Origin of the sequence: Burkholderia theae (assembly GCF_048565265.1) — a bacterium.
GTDB classification, from domain to species: domain Bacteria; phylum Pseudomonadota; class Gammaproteobacteria; order Burkholderiales; family Burkholderiaceae; genus Burkholderia; species Burkholderia theae.
On sequence record NZ_CP183461.1, the window covers coordinates 2,767,730 to 2,786,120 of the forward strand.

An 18,391-nucleotide genomic window follows, 5' to 3' on the forward strand; every position below is an offset into this window, starting at 1 on the left:
ATGAACCCTTCGCCCACCGCGAGCGCTGGCCGCGCCGGCGGCCGCCGCTTTTTCACCGACACTTCCGTCTCCGCGCTCGTCGCCGGCTTCGTCGCGATGATGACCGGCTACACGAGCTCGCTCGTGCTGATGTTCCAGGCCGGCCGCGCCGCACACCTCACCGATGCGCAGATCTCGTCGTGGATCTGGGCGCTGTCGATCGGCATGGCGCTGACGACGATCGGCCTGTCGCTGCGCTTTCGCGCGCCCGTCGTCGTCGCATGGTCGACGCCCGGCGCCGCGCTGCTGATCGCGTCGCTGCCCGGCGTGCCCTACCCCGAGGCGATCGGCGCGTTCGTCGTGTGTGCGCTGCTCCTGACGGCCGTCGGCGTGAGCGGCCTGTTCGACACGCTGATGCGCAAGATCCCGGCCGGCATCGCCGCCGCGCTGCTCGCGGGCATCCTGTTCGAGATCGGCATCGAGATCTTCCGCGCCGCGCAGTTCCAGACCGCGCTCGTGCTCGCGATGTTCTTCACCTACCTGATCGTCAAGCGGCTCGCGCCGCGTTATGCGATCGTGACGACGCTGATCGTCGGCACGGTGGTGGCCGGCGGCCTCGGCCTGCTCGACTTCAGCCGGTTCCACATCGCGCTCGCGAAACCCGTGTTCACGATGCCGGCGTTCTCGATCGCGTCGATCGTCAGCATCGGCATTCCGCTGTTCGTCGTCGCGATGGCGTCGCAGAACGTGCCGGGCATCGCGGTGCTGCGCGCGGACGGCTACGCGACACCGTCGTCGCCGCTGATCGCAACGACCGGCCTCGCGTCGCTGCTGCTCGCGCCGTTCGGCTCGCACGGCGTGAACCTCGCGGCGATCACGGCCGCGATCTGCACCGGCCCCGAAGCGCACGAGGATCATGCAAAGCGCTACACGGCCGCCGTGTGGTGCGGCACGTTCTACCTGGTCGCCGGCATCTTCGGCGCGACGATCGCCGCGCTGTTCGCGGCGCTGCCGAAGGCGCTCGTCGTGTCGGTCGCCGCGCTCGCATTGTTCGGCTCGATCATGAGCGGGCTCGCGAACGCGATGCAGGACGTGAAGCAGCGCGAAGCCGCGCTCGTCACGTTCATGGTCACCGCGTCGGGCCTCACGCTGCTGTCGATCGGCTCGGCGTTCTGGGGGCTCGTCGCGGGCATCGTCACGCAGGTGATCCTGAACGCGCGGCGTCCCGCGTGACGCGGTTCACCGCCCGCCGTGGCGGCCGGCGGGCACGCCAAAACGTGCTCGACACGAATCGGGCCTAAAATGATGGATCGAAAGCGGCGCCCGGCGCCGCTTCGCTTCGCCGCCGCGCTCGCGCGGCCCGTGAGAACCCGGCGCCCCGCGCCCTTCTTCCGAATCGCCATGACTACCGCACTCGACCAGCTGAAGCAGTACACGACCGTCGTCGCCGACACGGGCGACTTCCAGCAGCTTGCGCAATACAAGCCGCAGGACGCGACCACGAACCCGTCGCTGATCCTGAAGGCCGTCCAGAAGGATGCGTACAAGCCGATCCTCGAGAAAACCGTCCGCGATCATCGCAACGAAAGCACCGACTTCATCATCGACCGCCTGCTGATCGCGTTCGGCACCGAGATCCTGAAGCTGATCCCGGGCCGCGTGTCGACCGAGGTCGACGCACGCCTGTCGTTCGACACGCAGCGCTCGATCGACAAGGGGTTGGAACTGATCAAGCTGTACGAAGCAGCCGGCATCGGCCGCGATCGCATCCTGATCAAGCTCGCGTCGACGTGGGAAGGCATCCGCGCGGCCGAGGTGCTGCAGAAGGAAGGGATCAAGTGCAACATGACCCTGCTTTTCTCGCTCGTGCAGGCCGCCGCGTGCGCGGAAGCCGGCGCGCAGTTGATCTCGCCGTTCGTCGGCCGCATCTACGACTGGTACAAGAAACAGGCCGGCGCGGAATGGAATGAAGCGACGGACGGCGGCGCGAACGATCCGGGCGTGCAGTCGGTGCGCCGCATCTACGCGTACTACAAGACGTTCGGCTACCACACCGAAGTGATGGGTGCCAGCTTCCGCACGACCAGCCAGATCACCGAGCTGGCCGGCTGCGACCTGCTGACGATCAGTCCCGACTTGCTGCAGAAGCTGCAGGACAGCAACGAGACGGTCGCGCGCAAGCTGTCGCCGGAAGCGCTGCAGGACAAGCCGTCCGAGCGCGTCGCAATCGACGAGGCCGCGTTCCGCTTCCAGCTGAACGACGACGCGATGGCCACCGAAAAGCTCGCCGAAGGCATTCGCGTCTTCGCCGCCGATGCGGTGAAGCTCGAGAAGCTGATCGACGGGCTGCGCTGAAGCGTGCCGCGCGTCAGCGGCTGTCAGCAGCACTGACAACAGCCGTCAGCAAGCGCGCCGCACACGGCCGCGAACGTCATGTTCGCGGCCGTTTTTATTTTTCACTCCATCGTCAATCTCGCGCACTACAATCCACGTCACGGGTGCGCCGGCCGCCTCTCGACGTGCCCTTTCCCAGTCAATCTTGCACGAACCCGAACCCGCGCCGACGCACGGGTCCGGCCCATCACAGGAGACAACGATGCAAGTTCAACCGTACCTGACGTTCTACGGTCGCGCCGACGAAGCCCTTCAGTTCTACGAAAAGGCACTCGGTGCGAAGACGATGTTCAAGATGCACTTCAAGGATGCGCCGCCGAACCCCGAACACGCGATCACGCCCGAGATGGCCGACAAGGTGATGCATGCGAGCTTCACGATCGGCGACTCGATGATCATGTGCTCGGACGGCGACTGCAGCCAGCCGGGCGGCACGCACGCCGGTTATTCGCTGTCGCTGAACCCGGCGACGGTCGAGGAAGGCCAGAAGCTGTTCAATGCGCTCGCCGACGGCGGCGAAGTGACGATGCCGTTCGGCAAGACGTTCTGGGCGCTCGGCTTCGGGATGACGAAGGACCGTTTCGGCGTGCACTGGATGGTCAACGTCGAAGACCTGTCGCAACGCGAGGATCTCGCGAAGCGCGCGGGACAATAACGCGCACGGATGCCGCCCGGATCGTGCGGTCGCGACGATCCGGGCAGGCCCGCTACTTGCGCAGCACCTCCGCCAGCGCCTGTTCCAGCGTGCCGTTCGAGCGGCACGCGACGCGCGCGCCCTTCTGCTTGCCGGCCGCGATCACACCGGCCATGCCCGCGACGTCGATCGACACGCTCACGCCTTGCGTCGCCTCGTCGATGCGCGTGACGACTTTCAGCGTGTGCGTCACGTTCGACGTCTGCTTCAGTTCGGAACAGTCCAGAAAGTTGCCCGCGTTCGGATAATCGGCATACGCGGCGGCAACGAGCCCCGCGTCGCGATCGCTGACGCGCGCCGCGAGCTTGTGGTCCGCATAGAACTGCGCGACCGCCGCCCACACTTCGTCGTACTTGCGATTGCCGATCACGATGCGCGATGCATCGTCGGCGCCGTGCGCGCCATCGGCCGTGTCGTGTTGCGCCGGCGGCGCATCGCGAGCCGCGTATCGCTGCCCGGGGCCGTACACCGAAATGCAGCCGGCCAGCGCCGCACACAGCACGGCGGCCGACAATATCGTTTTCATCGCGGCCCGCCGTCAACGGTAATACATGTTCGCGCAGCCGGCGAGCAGGATCGGCGCGACGAGCGCCCACATCAACAGGACTCTCATGCCGCGCCTCATCGGTAGTACGCGTTCACGCAACCGGCGAGCGCGACGCAGCACATGCCGAGCACCAACAACCAAATCTTCATCATTGCATCCCTCATATAATCGAATCGTGTCGAGATCGAATCACCCGGCACAGGCCGGGCGGGACGCATTATTGGCAACCCGGCAGCGCGCCTCCCAATCGGTCTTTCACCGATTTTCGCCACGCCGCGGCCACCCTAGAATCACTTGAAGATCCGCGTAAACGGACGCACCGCCACACGGGCTTTCGCGGCGCACCATGCAAAACGCCCGCGACTTGCGTCGCGGGCGTCGTGTCGAAACTGCAACAGAAACGGCGGCGATCAGCTCTCGACGACGTCGAGATAGTCCTCCGGCCGCGTGCGATCCTCCGCATGCGCCATGCCCATCACGCGCACCAGTACGCTCACCACCACCGACACCACAAGGTTCACGATCAGCGACCACACGGCCGCGTAGCCGGGAATCGCGAGGCCGAACAGGTGGATCGTGAAGATCGAGCTCGCGAGCTTCAGCGAGATCGCCATCCACGTGCCGCACACGATGCCGGCCGCCCAACCGACCAGCAGGCCGCGATGGTCGAGCACGCGCGTGTACAGGCCGAGCACGATCGCGGGCAGCGTCTGGATGATCCAGATTCCGCCGAGCAGCTGCAGCTGGATCGCGTAGGTCAACGGCAGCCCGAGGATGAACGCGACCGCGCCGACCTTCACGATCAGCGACACGAGCTTCGCGACGTGCGTCTCCTGCTCGTGCGACATGTTGCGGTTCACGAACTCGCGGTGGATGTTGCGCGTGTACAGGTTCGCGGCCGCGATCGACATGATCGCCGCCGGCACCAGCGCGCCGATGCCGATCGCCGCGAACGCGACGCCGACGAACCACGACGGGAAATACTCGAGGAACAGCGCGGGCACCGCGAAGTTCGGACCGAACGCCTTGAAGTACGGCGCGTACTGCGGCATGTCCTTCACGCCGGACGCGAGCGCCATGTAGCCGAGCAGCGCCAGCAGGCCGAGCACGAACGAGTACGCGGGCAGCATCGCCATGTTGCGGCGGATCGAGTTGCCCGACGACGACGACAGGATCGCCGTGACCGAGTGCGGATACAGGAACAGCGCGAGTGCCGAGCCGATCGCGAGTGTCGCGTACGCACTGTAGCCGTTCAGGCTCATTGCGTCCGGCGCCTTCAGCAGCAGCTTCGCGGGCGGCACGCTCGCGAAGATGTGCCCGAAGCCGCCGAGCTTCGCGGGGATCACGACGACCGCCGCGGCGATCGTGATGTAGATCAGGACGTCCTTCACGATCGCGATCATCGCGGGCGCGCGCAGCCCCGACGTGTACGTGTACGCGGCGAGAATCGCGAATGCGATGATCAGCGGCAGGTCGCCGACGAAACCGGTCGTGTCGAAACCGAGCGCGCCGATCACCACTTCGATACCGACGAGCTGCAGCGCGATGTACGGCATCGTCGCGACGATGCCCGTCACCGCGATCGCCAGCGCGAGCATCCGGCTGCCGTAGCGCGCGTTGACGAAGTCGGCGGCCGTTACGTAGCCGTGCCGCTTCGCGATGCTCCACAGCTTCGGGAACACGACGAACGCAAACGGATAGATCAGGATCGTGTACGGCAGCGCGAAGAAGCCCATTGCGCCGGCGCCGAACACGAGTGCGGGCACCGCGACGAACGTGTACGCCGTGTAGAGGTCGCCGCCGAGCAGGAACCACGTGACGATCGTGCCGAAGCGGCGTCCGCCGAGGCCCCATTCGTCGAGATGCGCGAGATCGCCGCGACGCCAGTTCGCGGCCAGGAAACCGATGATCGTGACACCGATGAACAGCAGGACGAAGACGAAGGTTGCGCCAAGATTCATTGCGCACCTCCTTGCGGACCGCTCGCCTTCCACGCGTTCTTGGTCTTGAAATACACGAACGCGGTAATCACCGCGCTAATGAAGACCCAAAGCAGCTGGTACCAGTAGAAAAACGGAAAACCCAACCATTGCGGTTCGATCTTGCTGTACGACGGTACCCAGACCATCGCGATCAGCGGCAGTACCAGCAGCCAGAGCCAGCGCTTGGCGGCCCGGTTGGCGTCGGCATCGTGAGCCATGACGTCTCCTCATCTTTCCCGGTTATCGATCTTGTTGAGCGGGTACGGCGGCGAGAGGAGCGGCAAAACGGGTAAGCTGCGGCCCCCCTGGCTTCGCGCCAGTATAGGAGCCGCGGGCACGCGGTCAAGCGGGGGCGAACCCGAGGTGATCCGCCCCTTGTCACACGGTTGCACCGGCATGTCGCCGGTGCATGAAGCGTCAGATCGCGAACGCGGTGTCGCGTGCTCCGACCGTTTCTTTCAAAGCTTTCACCCACTTGCGTGCGGGCAGCTTCAGCGTGTCCTCGATCAGCTTCGCGCGCGCGTCGAGCTGCGCGAACGGCACGTCGAGCGCGGGGCCCGAGAACGCGATCGCGATCCGGTTGCCGTCGTGCACTTCGGGCAGCGCGATCACGCGGTGATCGAACGCCGCGTTCAGGTGCTTCATGTTGCGCACGAAGCTCGGATGATCGCCGAACAGGTTGATCGTCGCGATGCCCGCATCGGCGAGGCAGCCGCGCACCGCACGGTAGAACGCGACGCTGTCGAGCACGGGGCCGCGCGCGGTCGCATCGTACAGGTCGATCTGGATCGCGCCCGTCGTGCCGCGGTTGGCCGGGTCGTTGACGAAATCCCATGCGTCGGCTTCGTGCACGGCGAGGCGCGCGTCGTCGGGCGGCAGCGCGAACATCGTGCGCGCGGCAACGATCACGGCCGGGTTCAGCTCGACGGCCTCGACCTTCGCGTGCGGCAGGAAGCGGTGCGAGAACTTGGTCAGCGCGCCGGTGCCGAGCCCGAGCTGGACGATCCGCTCGGGCGTTTCGAGGAACAGCAGCCACGCCATCATCTGCTGCGCGTATTCGAGCTCGATATGCAGCGGCTTCGAGATCCGCATCGCGCCCTGCACCCATTCGGTACCGAAGTGCAGGAAGCGCACGCCGCCCTCTTCGGAGAACGTGACGGGCGCGAAGCGCGGCTTGCGCGGTGCCTCGAGCACCGGCACGTCGTCGTGTTCGTCGATTTCCGGGCGGCGCTTCACGCGCGGCGGGTGGAGTTTTTCGGAGCCGTTGTAGGCGGACGCCTTGCCATTCTTGAACGCACGTGCCTCGGCGGACGCGCGCTTGATCAGTCGGGTCATGATTGAATCTCGCTGGGTGATGCTGGATGAGCGGACGAGAGGATAGCATTGGTCACGTCTCACGGCGGGCCAACCGCCCCCCGTACGCGTTATCCAGAACGCGCAGCAAGCCCTCTCTGCACCCAATTCAATTACGACTTGGGCAAATACTTCGACGCTCACGTTGTTTCACGCAACCGCTTCATCAGCACCCTCGGTCGAATCGCTATTTCACTCGTGTTGGCCGAGGAAACAGCCACTGATCCACTTTCCACATCGAGTTATATATTGATTGCCAACAACTGAACGCCACTTCGGACGCCAATACTCGTTGCTGGTCACTCGACATTCCGTGCTGCTGCACAACCGCCGACAGCGCACCGTCTACAACATCAGTAAGACCTCTCATTCTCGCATTCTGTCGCTTGTAGGTCCGCACGCACCCCACCAAGAACACTCCGATCGACACAAACACTATCGATAAAAATATCAGGTATGCACCGTATTTATCAAACCAAGAACGCTTAGCCTGCTCAAGATCACTATAGTGAATATATTCAAATGATCGCCCCTCAAATCCGCCACCATTTACAGTAACACTAAGATTTGGCATCGACACACTTGAGAAATACAACGAAATTGCCCGCCCGGGCTCAAGAGAATTTTTTCTATTAAATCTAGAAATTTTAAATTCAAGAGAAAGAGTATCACCATTAACACGCTGGACGACAGTTTCTTCCGAGCCAAAATCCTCCACAGCCCCGTTGGCCACTCGAAACCCGAGAAGCACCGGCGGCTTCCCGCTAGTTCCAACAGCATCGATCTGAACGTGCAAATCGGTCGTATCACGGTCAGAGAAATTATACAAGTTCACTCGCGCACCGCTAATATTGTCAATCCTCTTTCCCGCTTTATCCGTATATGAGAACTGAACGCCTGGAACTGGAGATTTTGGACTCCAAGACGCCTCGGGGAAAGTTTGATAGTCAATATATCGCGTAGCAAACTCAGCATCCGTAGCCGATACCTGTGCGTTACGCGTGGAATAATATGTAACGACAAACGTTATCATGGCGCTCAACAGCGCCGTACAAACATAACCAAGGATTTTTACGATTCCAGATTTCATACCATCAACCTCAATGACGATACACTTCATAACGGCACGAATCAGCGAACCTTTAGCCCCATCCGCACTGCTACACAATCTAAAACGGCCGTCATTCAACCCGCTGGCACAATCGTGTTACGCCATCACAGGAAATTCTTACGAAATCCAACAAGAAAATCTGGTTTCCGGCCACGCACCACGGATGGGGATGGGGGTGTGGCAGGGCTGGGTCGTGATGCTGTTCGTAATCGCGGTCATCGCGAGCGTGTGGCTGGTGTCTCCGCATCAATCGCCATTCGCGTCCAGTGCGTGCATCGCGGTGTTGGTCGCGCTGCTAACCGCCGTGTGATGGATCAAGGGCGAGAAGCCCGGGTGGAGATGACGCAAGGACGAGTGAGTTCATCCGAATGCATCGCGATATGACACGGACCGTTTGCAAACGGCCAATTTGACAGGGAGCGGCAATCACCGCACGGTAGTAACGAGACGCGCGCTACTCCATCCTTCCGGCGAGATACTGCCATCCAGTCTTTCGTGATTGCACGAGCAAACTTCGGGTAGAAACCTGCCAAAGGCGAATCTTTACTGATCTCGACCCTATCGCCGCTTTTGGACGGTTCGCCGCAGCTTTACCCGATGTCCACGTAGCAGCGCCTTGCGCGCGAGGAGCCTAGCCCTCAGCGAATCTCCTGAGATGTTCTTTTTTGTTTCCTCGATCTGCTCGCGGATCTCGTTTGCACAGTTATGAACGACCATGCTCATTGCGAGCAAATCAGCACTTTCTACGTCCAGACAGAGTTCTGCAACCATCATCGATAGAGATGCTGTCACGTACGTTATGGCCACCTCGCACCCATAAGCCGGTGGAACATCCGTGCCATCGATCGACTCTGGTCCAAGGCTGATCCTGGTAAGCGTTGCGAGAGCCCCACCGTGAACCGTACTATTCGCCCGCTGATATCCACGCCGTAACGTTTCCAACCCGACATGCGCCTCGATGTCTCGAAATGTCGTTTTGGCTCGACCAAGCTCAACAGACGCCCATCCGTAGTCGCTAACAAATGCTTTCCCGAACGTGTTGACCAACGCAGCCTTCTGGGCGCGAAGATCGCGGATACGGCGATCATTATGTGTGTCTCTGACTCCTGCGGTACCGCTAGCCTTGTCGATTTCAAGTAGCCGGAGCTCTTCAACCTTGTGATGTGCAAGATACATCTGCGCGCAACTGTCTGATCGTCTAGCCAAAAACATGGCAATAACGCCGACTTCATGGAGCGACCGCCACCTTGCCAGTGCGCCATCGGCATAACCAGCTCTTGCCAGGGCAATAATCTCACCTACGACTTCGTACGCTCGAACAACAAGCCTGTCTAATGCGAATGAAGAGTTGGGATTGGCATATGCGCCCTGGCGGTACCCTAGTGCATCGCGATTCCACTCCCATACGAGATGCCTCAGGATATCCAATTGATCAAGCGCATCGCCCCATATGCGCCGAACTGTTTCAACGCGGTTTGAATGCACTTTCCTCAGATGAAGTGCATGTTCGAGCGCCTGTTGTGAAATATGATTGCCAACGATTTCAGCCGCCACCCCCAATGCGTCAGGGATGGCTCGTGACATAGCTTCTGCTAGGTCTTCTTGCACAGCAACCGCAGATGCCTCGAACTCGTCGAGGAGTCCTTGCACCGTCGCCTGAATTTCCCTCTCAGTCTCCCCCAAAGCGCAAGGTGGATCTAGATCGAGACAAATTGAGTTTCCGTTTGCGTTGAGGAGTGCAGTCGCCAACCGCTGTATTTCCAATTCTGAGAGATTGAGATTTCGCCGCTTTGCGGCTTTGGCAAGAACCCGTGGAAGCAGTTTCTCCTGCGAGGTAACTTCCGCTAGAGAGCGATCGAGTGCATTCTGTACCACGCTTTGCTTCTTCACTAGAAGGACTCCAAGCCAAATGCAGTACCGCGCAAACTCAATCGGATGATCGCTTGCTGAAAGGAACTGAAGCGCTAAGCGACAATGCAGGCGCACTATCGTTTTTCCGATAACGGCCAGTGAGCATCAATAGGAAATCTGCTGCCAAATAGCCAGCTTCTGCTCGAACGACAGCATCGCATTCGCCGGACTCGATGAAGGCAGCACGAGCGTTTCATACCCGGCCCTGCCGATCACGTCGGCAAACCGCCCTGCCGTCTTGCCGTTGAAGCACACGCGCTTCAGCAACGGCGCATGTTCCCTCAACGAATCGAAATCGTTCGGCTCCGCGTTGCGGATCGCCGAATCGAGGCTGCCCTCGCGATGGCACGCAGCCAGCACATCCCAGATACCGATCCCATGCGTCAGCACGCGCTCGAGCCGCGCGTCGTACGCCAGCTCGTGCAACCCGTGCTCGCCGAGCACCGTGCCGAGCAGCCGCCAGAACTGGTTACGCGGATGCGCGTAATACTGCGCGGCGTCGAGCGACGCCTCGCCCGGAAAGCTGCCGAGGATCATCGTATGCGTATTCGGCCCGACCACCGGCCCGAAACCCTGCAGCATCACGCGCCTCCGCCCGGACTGCCCGAACGCAGCCCGTCGCTGTGCGCGTCGAGATGACGCCACAGCGCCGGCAGCATGCACTCGGTGACCATCAGCGGTTTGCCGTGACGCTGGAACACCGAGCGCCGCGCGACGAACGCGTGCGGTGCTCGCGCGCCCTGCAGCGCATGAGTCGCGAGCGCGTACAGCGGATGCCCGGCGATCACGCGCCGGCTGACGAGCGCCGAGCGCTCGACCTGCGGATCGCTGTACAGCAGCTCCGCCAGCGGCCGCGTGCGCAGCCGCCGCATCGCCTGCCACACGCCCTTGCTGGCGGCGAGCGGCGCGATGCTGTGCGCGGCGACGTACGGCGTACCATCGACCGACAGGATCACCTCGCGCACCCACATCGGTGCGCGCGGCGCACTGGCGACCGCATCGGGCTCGTCGAACCACGGGCAGTCGACGGCCTCCCGCGTCACGCGCACGTTCACGCGGCCGAGCCGCGCGAGATGCGCGGTCAGCGATCCGCCGCGCGTCAGCCAGTCGCGCTGGTCGAGCGTGCAGCCAGGCCGCGGCGTCTCGCGCCAGCCGGCCTGCCCGCCGTCGAATCGCATGCGTGCGTTCACGCGGCGCGCGACAGCAGCAGCGCGTTGGTCCGCTTCACGAAGCTCGCCGGATCGTCGAGCATGCCGCCCTCGGCCAGCAGCGCCTGATCGAACAGCAGATGGCACCAGTCGCCGAAATCGGCGCTGTCGGCCTTCAACTGCTTCACGAGCGCGTGCTCGGGATTGATCTCGAGGATCGGCTGCATCGCCGGCGCGTTCTGGCCGGCCGCCTTCAGCATCCGCTGCAGGTAGCCGCTCATGTCGTTGTCGTCCGCGACGAGGCACGACGGCGAATCGGTCAGGCGGAACGTGACGCGCACTTCCTTCACCCTGTCGCCGAGCGCTTCCTTCATTTTGTCGACGACCGGCTTGATCGCTTCGCCCGCTTGCTCCTGCGCCTTCTTCTCTTCGTCGTTCAGCTCGCCGAGATCGAGGTCGCCGCGCGCCACGCTCGCGAGCGGCTTGCCGTCGAATTCCTGCAGGAACGACAGCATCCATTCGTCGACGCGGTCGGTCAGCAGCAGCACCTCGACGCCCTTCTTGCGGAACACCTCGAGATGCGGGCTGTTCTTCGCGGCCTGCCATGCGTCGGCCGTCACGTAGTAGATCTTGCTCTGCTCGGGCTTCATGCGCGACACGTAGTCGGCGAGCGACACGTCCTGCGCGTCGGTGTCGCCGTGCGTCGACGCGAAGCGCAGCAGCTTCGCGATGCGCTCGCGGTTCGCGTGATCCTCGCCGAGACCTTCCTTCAGCACCTGGCCGAACGCGCCCCAGAACGTCTTGTACTTCTCCTTGCCGGCATCCTCTTCCGCGTTCGCAAGCTCTTCGAGCATCGACAGCGCACGCTTCGTCACGCCTTCGCGGATCGCCTTCACGTCACGGCTTTCCTGCAGGATCTCGCGCGACACGTTCAGCGGCAGGTCGGCCGAATCGACGACCCCCTTCACGAAGCGCAGGTATTGCGGCAGCAACTGCTCGGCGTCGTCCATGATGAACACGCGCTTCACGTACAGCTTCAGGCCGCCGCGATAGTCGCGGTTCCACATGTCAAACGGCGCGTGCGCCGGCACGAACAGCAGTTGCGTGTATTCGCTGCGACCCTCGACGCGGTTGTGGGTCCACGTGAGCGGATCCTGGTGGTCGTGCGCGATGTGCTGGTAGAACTGCGTGTACTGCTCGTCGGTGACGTCGCTCTTCGAACGCGTCCACAGCGCGCTCGCCTGGTTGACGGTCTCGTCCTCGTCCTTCAGGACCATCTCGCCCTTTTCCTGGTCCCACTCTTCCTTCTGCATCAGGATCGGCAGCGCGATGTGATCGGAGTACTTCTGGACGATCGACTGCAGGCGGTGCGACGACAGCAGCTCGTCCTCGCCTTCGCGCAGGTGCAGCGTGATCGTCGTGCCGCGCTGCGCGCGCTCGATCGCGTCGATCGTGAAATCGCCCTCGCCCGCGCTTTCCCAGCGCACGGCTTCGTTCGCCGGCAGGCCCGCGCGACGCGTCTCGACGGTGATCCTGTCCGCGACGATGAAGCCCGAGTAGAAGCCGACGCCGAACTGGCCGATCAACGCCGCATCCTTCTGCTGGTCGCCGGACAGTTTCGTGAAGAATTCCTTGGTGCCCGAACGCGCGATCGTGCCGAGGTTCGCGATCGCCTCGTCACGGCTCATGCCGATGCCGTTGTCGTCGATCGTGATCGTGCGCGCGGCCTTGTCGTAGCCGATGCGGATGCGCAGGTTCGGATCGTTCTCGTACAGCGCGTTGTCCGCGAGCCCCTCGAAGCGCAGCTTGTCGGCCGCGTCGGACGCGTTCGACACCAGTTCGCGCAGGAAGATTTCCTTGTTGCTGTAGAGCGAATGAATCATCAGGTGGAGGAGTTGCTTGACCTCTGCCTGAAAGCTCATCGTTTCGTGTGCCATGGATGCTGTTTCCTCTTACTTGAACTTGAATGGTGTGGCGCAGGCGCCCGGCGCGCGATGCCGGCCAGCCCGGGACGGACGACCGCCTGGCGCAAGCGGTTTGCGCGCGTATCTGGGGACCGCGCGCGCGATTTCAAGGGCCGGCATGCCGCGCCGCGTCACGACGCGCGCCGCACGGCCGAGTCGATGTAGCGCGCGAGAAACCCCGGCAGCGCCGGATCGCCGCAGTTCGCGACGTTGAAGCGCGTCCACGTCGACGACGACTGCTGCGGCGAAAACAGGCTGCCGGGCGTCAGCAGGAACCCCTGCTCGTGCGCGGCGGCCGCGAGCGCATCCGAATCGACGCCGGTGTCGGCCCACAGGAACATCCCGGCCGCCGGCATCGTGAACAGCCCGAGCCCCGTGCGCTCGAGCATCCGCGCGGTCTTGTCGCGCACGCCGTCGAGCCGCGCGCGCAGCCGCTCGACGTGGCGCCGGTAATGCCCTTCGGTCAGGATCTTGTAAAGGACGCGCTCGTTGAGCTCGGGCGTCGTCATCCCGACCAGCATCTTCTGGTCGGTGATCGCCTTCGCGATCTCCGGCGCGCACGCGACGTAGCCAACCCGCAGGTTCGCCGCGAGCGTCTTCGAATAGCTGCCGAGGTAGATCACGCGCTTCAACTGGTCGAGGCTCGCGAGGCGCGTGGCCGGATAGCTCGGCGGGCACAGGTCACCGTACACGTCGTCCTCGACGACGAGGAAGTCGTACGCCTCCGCGAGCTTCAGGATCCGGAACGCCTGCGCGGCCGACAGCGACGTGCCGGTCGGGTTCTGCAACACCGAGTTGATCACGAGCATCTTCGGCCGCCACATCTGCACGAGCGTCTCGAGCGCGTCGAGATCGGGGCCGTCGGGCGTGTAAGGCATCCCGATGAGCTGCGCGCCCTGCGACGCGAAGCGGCCGAACATCTGGAACCAGGCCGGATCGCCAACGATCACCGCGTCGCCGGGCCGCACGTAGATCCGCGAGATCAGGTCGATTGCCTGCGTGATTCCCGATACCAGCACGAGCTGGTCGGGCGTCGCGCCGATCTCGACCTCGGCCAGGCGCGTCTGCAGCTGCTGGCGCAGCGGCAGGAAACCCTGCGCGGTGCCAAAGCCGAGCATCTGCGCGCCGGACTGGCGCCCGAGCGCACGCAGCGCGCCGGTGATCAGCTCGCCGTCGAGCCAGCGGCCCGGCAAGTAGCCGAGACCGGGCCCCTTTTCCGGGCTGACGGTGTGCAGCATGTTGCGCAGCAGCCAGACGACGTCGATCGTGTTGTGCACGGGCGCGGCCTCGGACACGCGCGCCACCTTGTCGGTCGGCTGCGGGCCGGCCGTGCGCTCGCGCACGTAGAAGCCCGACCCGCGCCGCGAGTCGAGGTAACCCTGCGCGACGAGGCGCTCGTACGCCTCGACGACGGTGAAGCGCGACACGCTCTTGTCGAGCGCGAGCTTGCGGATCGACGGCATCCGCATGCCGGGACGGAACACGCGTTCGTCGATGCGCCGCCGTGCCCACTGGACAAGCTGGTCGACGAGCGTAAGCGTGGCCGTGTCGTGCGGCACGGGAATCTGGGCGAGTGGAACGGTGGACATGGGCGGCAGCTCCAACTGTACCGAAGGCTATCGCGCCGATTGTACCGTTACTGTGCCGGTATCGACGATTACAGTTGACCGGAATGGCGACCGTGCGGCCGCCGTTCCGGCCCCGCCGCACCTGGCGCCACGCCGGCCGGCCTGCGTCGCGGCTCGTGCGCCGGCCGGTCTGGCAACCGCCCGGCGCATCACCCGCCCACCATGACACTTTCGCTTCCCGACCGACGTTCATGCCAGTCCGCTCCCTGACACTCGACCATCTCGTGATCGCCGCGCGCACGCTCGACGACGGCGTACGCCATGTCGCCGACGCGCTCGGCATCGAACCGGCCGGCGGCGGCCGGCACCCGCTGATGCGGACCCACAATGCGCTGTTCGGCGCGTGGGGCGGGCTCTACCTGGAAGTGATCGCGATCGACCCCGATGCTGCCGACCCGGAAGATACCGATACGCCGCCGCGCGCGCGGCTGTTCGCGCTCGACGATCCGGCGATGCACGCGCGGCTCGCGCAGGGCCCGTTTCTCGCGCACTGGGTCGCGCGCGTCGACCGCCCGCGCCAGCTCGCGCTGTGGCAGAGCCAGTACCCGGCCCGCATCCCGCCCGTCGTACAGATGCGGCGCGGCGAGCTGACCTGGGGCCTCACGGTGCCCGACGACGGCGCGTTTCCCGCGTGGCAGGGTTCGGGTGACGGCCTCGTGCCGTCGCTGATCCAGTGGGACAGCCCGCGCCACCCGGCTGAATCACTGCCGCACGACGGCGTCGCGCTGAAGTCGCTCAAGGGCACCCACCCGCGTGCGGACGCGATCCGCGAGCAACTCGACTGGCTCGGCGCCGCGCATCTGCTCGACCTCGAATCCGCCGACGGCCCGCCCGCGCTGGTCGCCGAATTCGATACCCCGCAAGGCGCGCGCACGCTGCGCTGAACGCCCCTCGATTACAACCACCCTGCAAGACGGAGACACCCACGACATGAATTCGCGCGAAACCCGGGGCATGCTGCTCGGCCTGATCGGCGTGATGATCTTCAGCCTGACGCTGCCGATGACGCGTATCGTCGTGTCCGAACTCAATCCGCTGCTCAACGGGCTCGGCCGCGCGCTCGCCGCCTCGGTGCCGGCCGGGCTGCTGCTGTGGTGGCGCCGCGAGGCGCTGCCGACCCGCGCGCATCTGAAAAGCCTCGCGATCACGTCGGCCGGCGTGATCATCGCGTATCCGGTGTTCTCCGCATGGGCGATGAAATCGGTGCCCGCGTCGCACGGCGCGGTCGTCAACGGGCTGCAGCCGCTGTTCGTCGCGCTGTACGCCGCGTGGCTGTCGCACGAGCGGCCGTCGAAGGCATTCTGGGCCAGCGCGGTGGCGGGCAGCGCGCTCGTGATCGCGTTCGCGCTGCGCGACGGCGGCGGCACCGTGCAGGCCGGCGATGCGCTGATGCTCGTCGCGGTCGGCATCGGCGCGCTCGGTTATGCGGAAGGCGCGCGCCTCGCGCGCCAGATCGGCGGCTGGCAGGTGATCTGCTGGGCGCTCGTCGTGTCCGCGCCGTTCCTCGTGCTGCCGGTCGGCTGGCTCGCGTGGATGCAGCATGCCGCGCATCCGGGCCCGCTCGCGCTGCGCACGTGGCTCGCGTTCGGCTACGTGACCCTCTTTTCGCAATTCATCGGCTTTTTCGCGTGGTATGCGGGGCTCGCCATGGGCGGCATCGCACGCGTCGGCCAGGTGCAGCTGCTGCAGATTTTCTTCACGATCGCATTTTCCGCGCTGCTGTTCGGTGAAACGGTGACGTCGACGACGTGGCTGTTCGCGGCCGCCGTGATCGCCACCGTGGTGCTCGGGCGCCGCTCGGCGGTCGCCACCGCCGCGCGACCGGCTCGCGCCGGCTGAACAGGTGCGCCATAATGGCTGTTTTGCCTGATCGGTTTGCCCACCCGGCCGCGAAGGCTCGCCCGCGCTCGCGCCTGCCCACCCGGCAGCGTCGAGGCGATCGGCCCGAACGACCTTTCTTGACTGACCACGATATCCGAACGAGGAGACTATGAATCCGAGCGACCTGCATCCGCCGCACTGGCAACTTTCCGAACGCGCCCGCAAGCTGACGAGCTCTGCGATCCGCGAGATCCTGAAGGTCACGGAGCGCCCCGAGGTCATCTCGTTCGCCGGCGGCCTGCCCGCTCCCTCGACGTTCCCGGCCGAGCGCATGCGCGACGCCGCCGACCGCGTGCTGCGCGACGCACCGGCCGCCGCGCTCCAGTACAGCGCGACCGAAGGCTACCTGCCGCTGCGCGAATGGATCGCCGAGCGCTACAGCGTGCGCGTGTCGCAGGTGCTGATCACGACCGGCTCGCAGCAGGCGCTCGACCTGCTCGGCAAGGCGCTCGTCGATCCGGGCAGCCCGATCCTCGTCGAAACCCCGACCTACCTCGGCGCGCTGCAATCGTTCTCGCTGTACGAGCCGCGCTACGTGCAGGTGCCGACCGACGAGCAAGGCCTGCTGCCGGAAGGCCTCACGCCCGAACTCACCCAAGGCGCGCGCCTGCTGTACGCGCAGCCGAACTTCCAGAACCCGACCGGCCGCCGCCTGCCCGTCGAGCGCCGCCGCGCGCTCGCCGCGTTCGCGCAGACGAGCCCGTTCCCGGTGCTGGAAGACGACCCGTACGGCGCGCTGAACTACCGCGGCGAACCGCTGCCGACGATGCTGTCGATGGCGCCCGACCACGTCGTGCACCTCGGCACGTTCTCGAAGGTGCTCGCACCGGGCCTGCGGATCGGCTACATCATTGCGCCCGAAGAACTCCACTTCAAGCTGGTGCAGGCCAAGCAGGCCACCGACCTGCACACGCCGACGCTCACGCAGCGCATCGCGCACGAAGTGATCAAGGACGGTTTCCTCGACGAGCACATTCCGACGATCCGCGAGCTGTACAGCGCGCAATGCGACGCGATGCTCGCCTCGCTCGCGCGCCACATGCCGGAAGGCGTCACGTGGAACCGCCCGGAAGGCGGGATGTTCATCTGGGTGAACCTGCCCGCGCAGATCGACAGCATGAAGCTGCTCGCCGCGGCCGTCGACAACCACGTCGCCTTCGTGCCGGGCGCGCCGTTCTTCGCGGACGACGCACAGCAGAACACGCTGCGCCTGTCGTTCGTGACGGTGCCGCCCGAGAAGATCGAGGAAGGTGTCGCGCGGCTCGGCAAGCTGCTGCGCGAACGCCTCTGATCCCCTTTTTCCTGTCACGACTCTCTACGAGGAATCGAACACATGGCTAACGTCTACGACAAACTGAAGTCGCTCGGCATCGAGCTCCCGACCGCCGGCGCACCGGCCGCCGCCTACGTGATGAGCGCGCAAAGCGGCAACACGGTCTACCTGTCGGGCCACATCGCGAAGAAGGACGGCAAGGTCTGGGCCGGCAAGCTCGGCGCGGATCTGCAGACGGAAGACGGCAAGGCGGCCGCACGCTCGATCGCGATCGACCTGCTGGCGACGCTGCACGCGCACACGGGCGACCTGAACAAGGTCACGCGCATCGTCAAGCTGATGAGCCTCGTCAACTCGACGCTCGACTTCACCGAACAGCACGTCGTGACGAACGGCGCGTCGGAACTGATCGCCGAAGTGTTCGGCGACGCGGGCAAGCACGCGCGTTCGGCCTTCGGCGTCGCGCAGATCCCGCTCGGCGCGTGCGTCGAGATCGAGCTGATCGCCGAAGTCGCGTAACCGGCGC

The 18,391-nt window shown here is 64.5% G+C and carries 17 protein-coding genes and 1 pseudogene; 8 read left to right on the forward strand and 10 right to left on the reverse strand.

All coding sequences use genetic code 11. The features are described 5' to 3' along the window. The 3 genes from ACN22W_RS13075 to ACN22W_RS13085 all read left to right on the forward strand — a co-directional run bounded on the left by ACN22W_RS13075 (window position 1) and on the right by ACN22W_RS13085 (window position 3,028). Window positions 1-1,212: a benzoate/H(+) symporter BenE family transporter gene (locus ACN22W_RS13075; protein WP_419684738.1), complete on the forward strand. Its 1,212-nt coding sequence runs from the start codon at window positions 1-3 to the stop codon at window positions 1,210-1,212. Window positions 1,213-1,380: 168 nt separating this feature from the next. After that, window positions 1,381-2,334, forward strand: coding sequence for a transaldolase (tal, locus tag ACN22W_RS13080; RefSeq protein WP_412023305.1), 954 nt, complete (start codon window positions 1,381-1,383; stop codon window positions 2,332-2,334). A gap of 241 nt (window positions 2,335-2,575) precedes the next feature. Then, window positions 2,576-3,028 (forward strand): VOC family protein, encoded by a 453-nt coding sequence (locus ACN22W_RS13085; protein ID WP_129512668.1) that lies wholly within the window; start codon window positions 2,576-2,578, stop codon window positions 3,026-3,028. A 52-nt stretch (window positions 3,029-3,080) separates the two neighbouring features. Here ACN22W_RS13085 and ACN22W_RS13090 read toward each other — a convergent pair whose 3' ends face one another. From ACN22W_RS13090 to ACN22W_RS13110, 5 genes are all read right to left on the reverse strand, one after another. Then, complete coding sequence (locus ACN22W_RS13090; RefSeq protein WP_343493672.1) at window positions 3,081-3,593, reverse strand: hypothetical protein; 513 nt, start codon at window positions 3,591-3,593, stop codon at window positions 3,081-3,083. Between the two features lie 431 nt (window positions 3,594-4,024). Then, a complete protein-coding gene (mctP, locus tag ACN22W_RS13095) occupies window positions 4,025-5,575 on the reverse strand; it encodes a monocarboxylate uptake permease MctP (RefSeq protein ID WP_419684741.1) in 1,551 nt (516 codons plus the stop codon). Further along, a complete protein-coding gene (locus ACN22W_RS13100; protein WP_129512670.1) occupies window positions 5,572-5,814 on the reverse strand; it encodes a DUF3311 domain-containing protein in 243 nt (80 codons plus the stop codon). The genes mctP and ACN22W_RS13100 overlap by 4 nt, the downstream gene beginning before the upstream one ends. Before the next feature lie 199 nt (window positions 5,815-6,013). Beyond that, on the reverse strand, window positions 6,014-6,931 hold the full coding sequence (locus ACN22W_RS13105) for a spermidine synthase (RefSeq protein WP_419684743.1): 918 nt from the start codon (window positions 6,929-6,931) through the stop codon (window positions 6,014-6,016). A gap of 205 nt (window positions 6,932-7,136) precedes the next feature. Beyond that, window positions 7,137-8,039, reverse strand: coding sequence for a hypothetical protein (locus ACN22W_RS13110; protein WP_419684745.1), 903 nt, complete (start codon window positions 8,037-8,039; stop codon window positions 7,137-7,139). Between the two features lie 134 nt (window positions 8,040-8,173). Here ACN22W_RS13110 and ACN22W_RS13115 point away from each other — a divergent pair. Next, window positions 8,174-8,370, forward strand: a pseudogene (locus tag ACN22W_RS13115) (hypothetical protein). 248 nt (window positions 8,371-8,618) lie between these two features. Here ACN22W_RS13115 and ACN22W_RS13120 read toward each other — a convergent pair. The 5 genes from ACN22W_RS13120 to ACN22W_RS13140 all read right to left on the reverse strand — a co-directional run bounded on the left by ACN22W_RS13120 (window position 8,619) and on the right by ACN22W_RS13140 (window position 14,672). Further along, complete coding sequence (locus tag ACN22W_RS13120; protein ID WP_419684747.1) at window positions 8,619-9,950, reverse strand: DUF5677 domain-containing protein; 1,332 nt, start codon at window positions 9,948-9,950, stop codon at window positions 8,619-8,621. A gap of 126 nt (window positions 9,951-10,076) precedes the next feature. Continuing rightward, window positions 10,077-10,553: a DNA-deoxyinosine glycosylase gene (locus ACN22W_RS13125; RefSeq protein WP_419684749.1), complete on the reverse strand. Its 477-nt coding sequence runs from the start codon at window positions 10,551-10,553 to the stop codon at window positions 10,077-10,079. Further along, on the reverse strand, window positions 10,553-11,149 hold the full coding sequence (locus ACN22W_RS13130; protein ID WP_419684751.1) for a chorismate--pyruvate lyase family protein: 597 nt from the start codon (window positions 11,147-11,149) through the stop codon (window positions 10,553-10,555). The genes ACN22W_RS13125 and ACN22W_RS13130 overlap by 1 nt, the downstream gene beginning before the upstream one ends. Before the next feature lie 8 nt (window positions 11,150-11,157). Beyond that, window positions 11,158-13,056, reverse strand: coding sequence for a molecular chaperone HtpG (htpG, locus tag ACN22W_RS13135; RefSeq protein ID WP_419684753.1), 1,899 nt, complete (start codon window positions 13,054-13,056; stop codon window positions 11,158-11,160). Between the two features lie 158 nt (window positions 13,057-13,214). After that, window positions 13,215-14,672 (reverse strand): PLP-dependent aminotransferase family protein, encoded by a 1,458-nt coding sequence (locus ACN22W_RS13140; RefSeq protein ID WP_193098811.1) that lies wholly within the window; start codon window positions 14,670-14,672, stop codon window positions 13,215-13,217. Window positions 14,673-14,902: 230 nt separating this feature from the next. Here ACN22W_RS13140 and ACN22W_RS13145 point away from each other — a divergent pair, with 230 nt between their 5' ends. From ACN22W_RS13145 to ACN22W_RS13160, 4 genes are all read left to right on the forward strand, one after another. Then, window positions 14,903-15,595, forward strand: a complete 693-nt coding sequence (locus tag ACN22W_RS13145) for a VOC family protein (RefSeq protein WP_419684755.1) — start codon at window positions 14,903-14,905, stop codon at window positions 15,593-15,595. A 46-nt stretch (window positions 15,596-15,641) separates the two neighbouring features. After that, on the forward strand, window positions 15,642-16,550 hold the full coding sequence (locus tag ACN22W_RS13150) for a DMT family transporter (protein ID WP_419684757.1): 909 nt from the start codon (window positions 15,642-15,644) through the stop codon (window positions 16,548-16,550). A gap of 151 nt (window positions 16,551-16,701) precedes the next feature. Next, window positions 16,702-17,883, forward strand: a complete 1,182-nt coding sequence (locus tag ACN22W_RS13155; RefSeq protein ID WP_129512678.1) for a PLP-dependent aminotransferase family protein — start codon at window positions 16,702-16,704, stop codon at window positions 17,881-17,883. 42 nt (window positions 17,884-17,925) lie between these two features. Next, window positions 17,926-18,384: a RidA family protein gene (locus ACN22W_RS13160; protein ID WP_006478174.1), complete on the forward strand. Its 459-nt coding sequence runs from the start codon at window positions 17,926-17,928 to the stop codon at window positions 18,382-18,384. The last annotated feature ends 7 nt before the right edge of the window (window positions 18,385-18,391 follow it).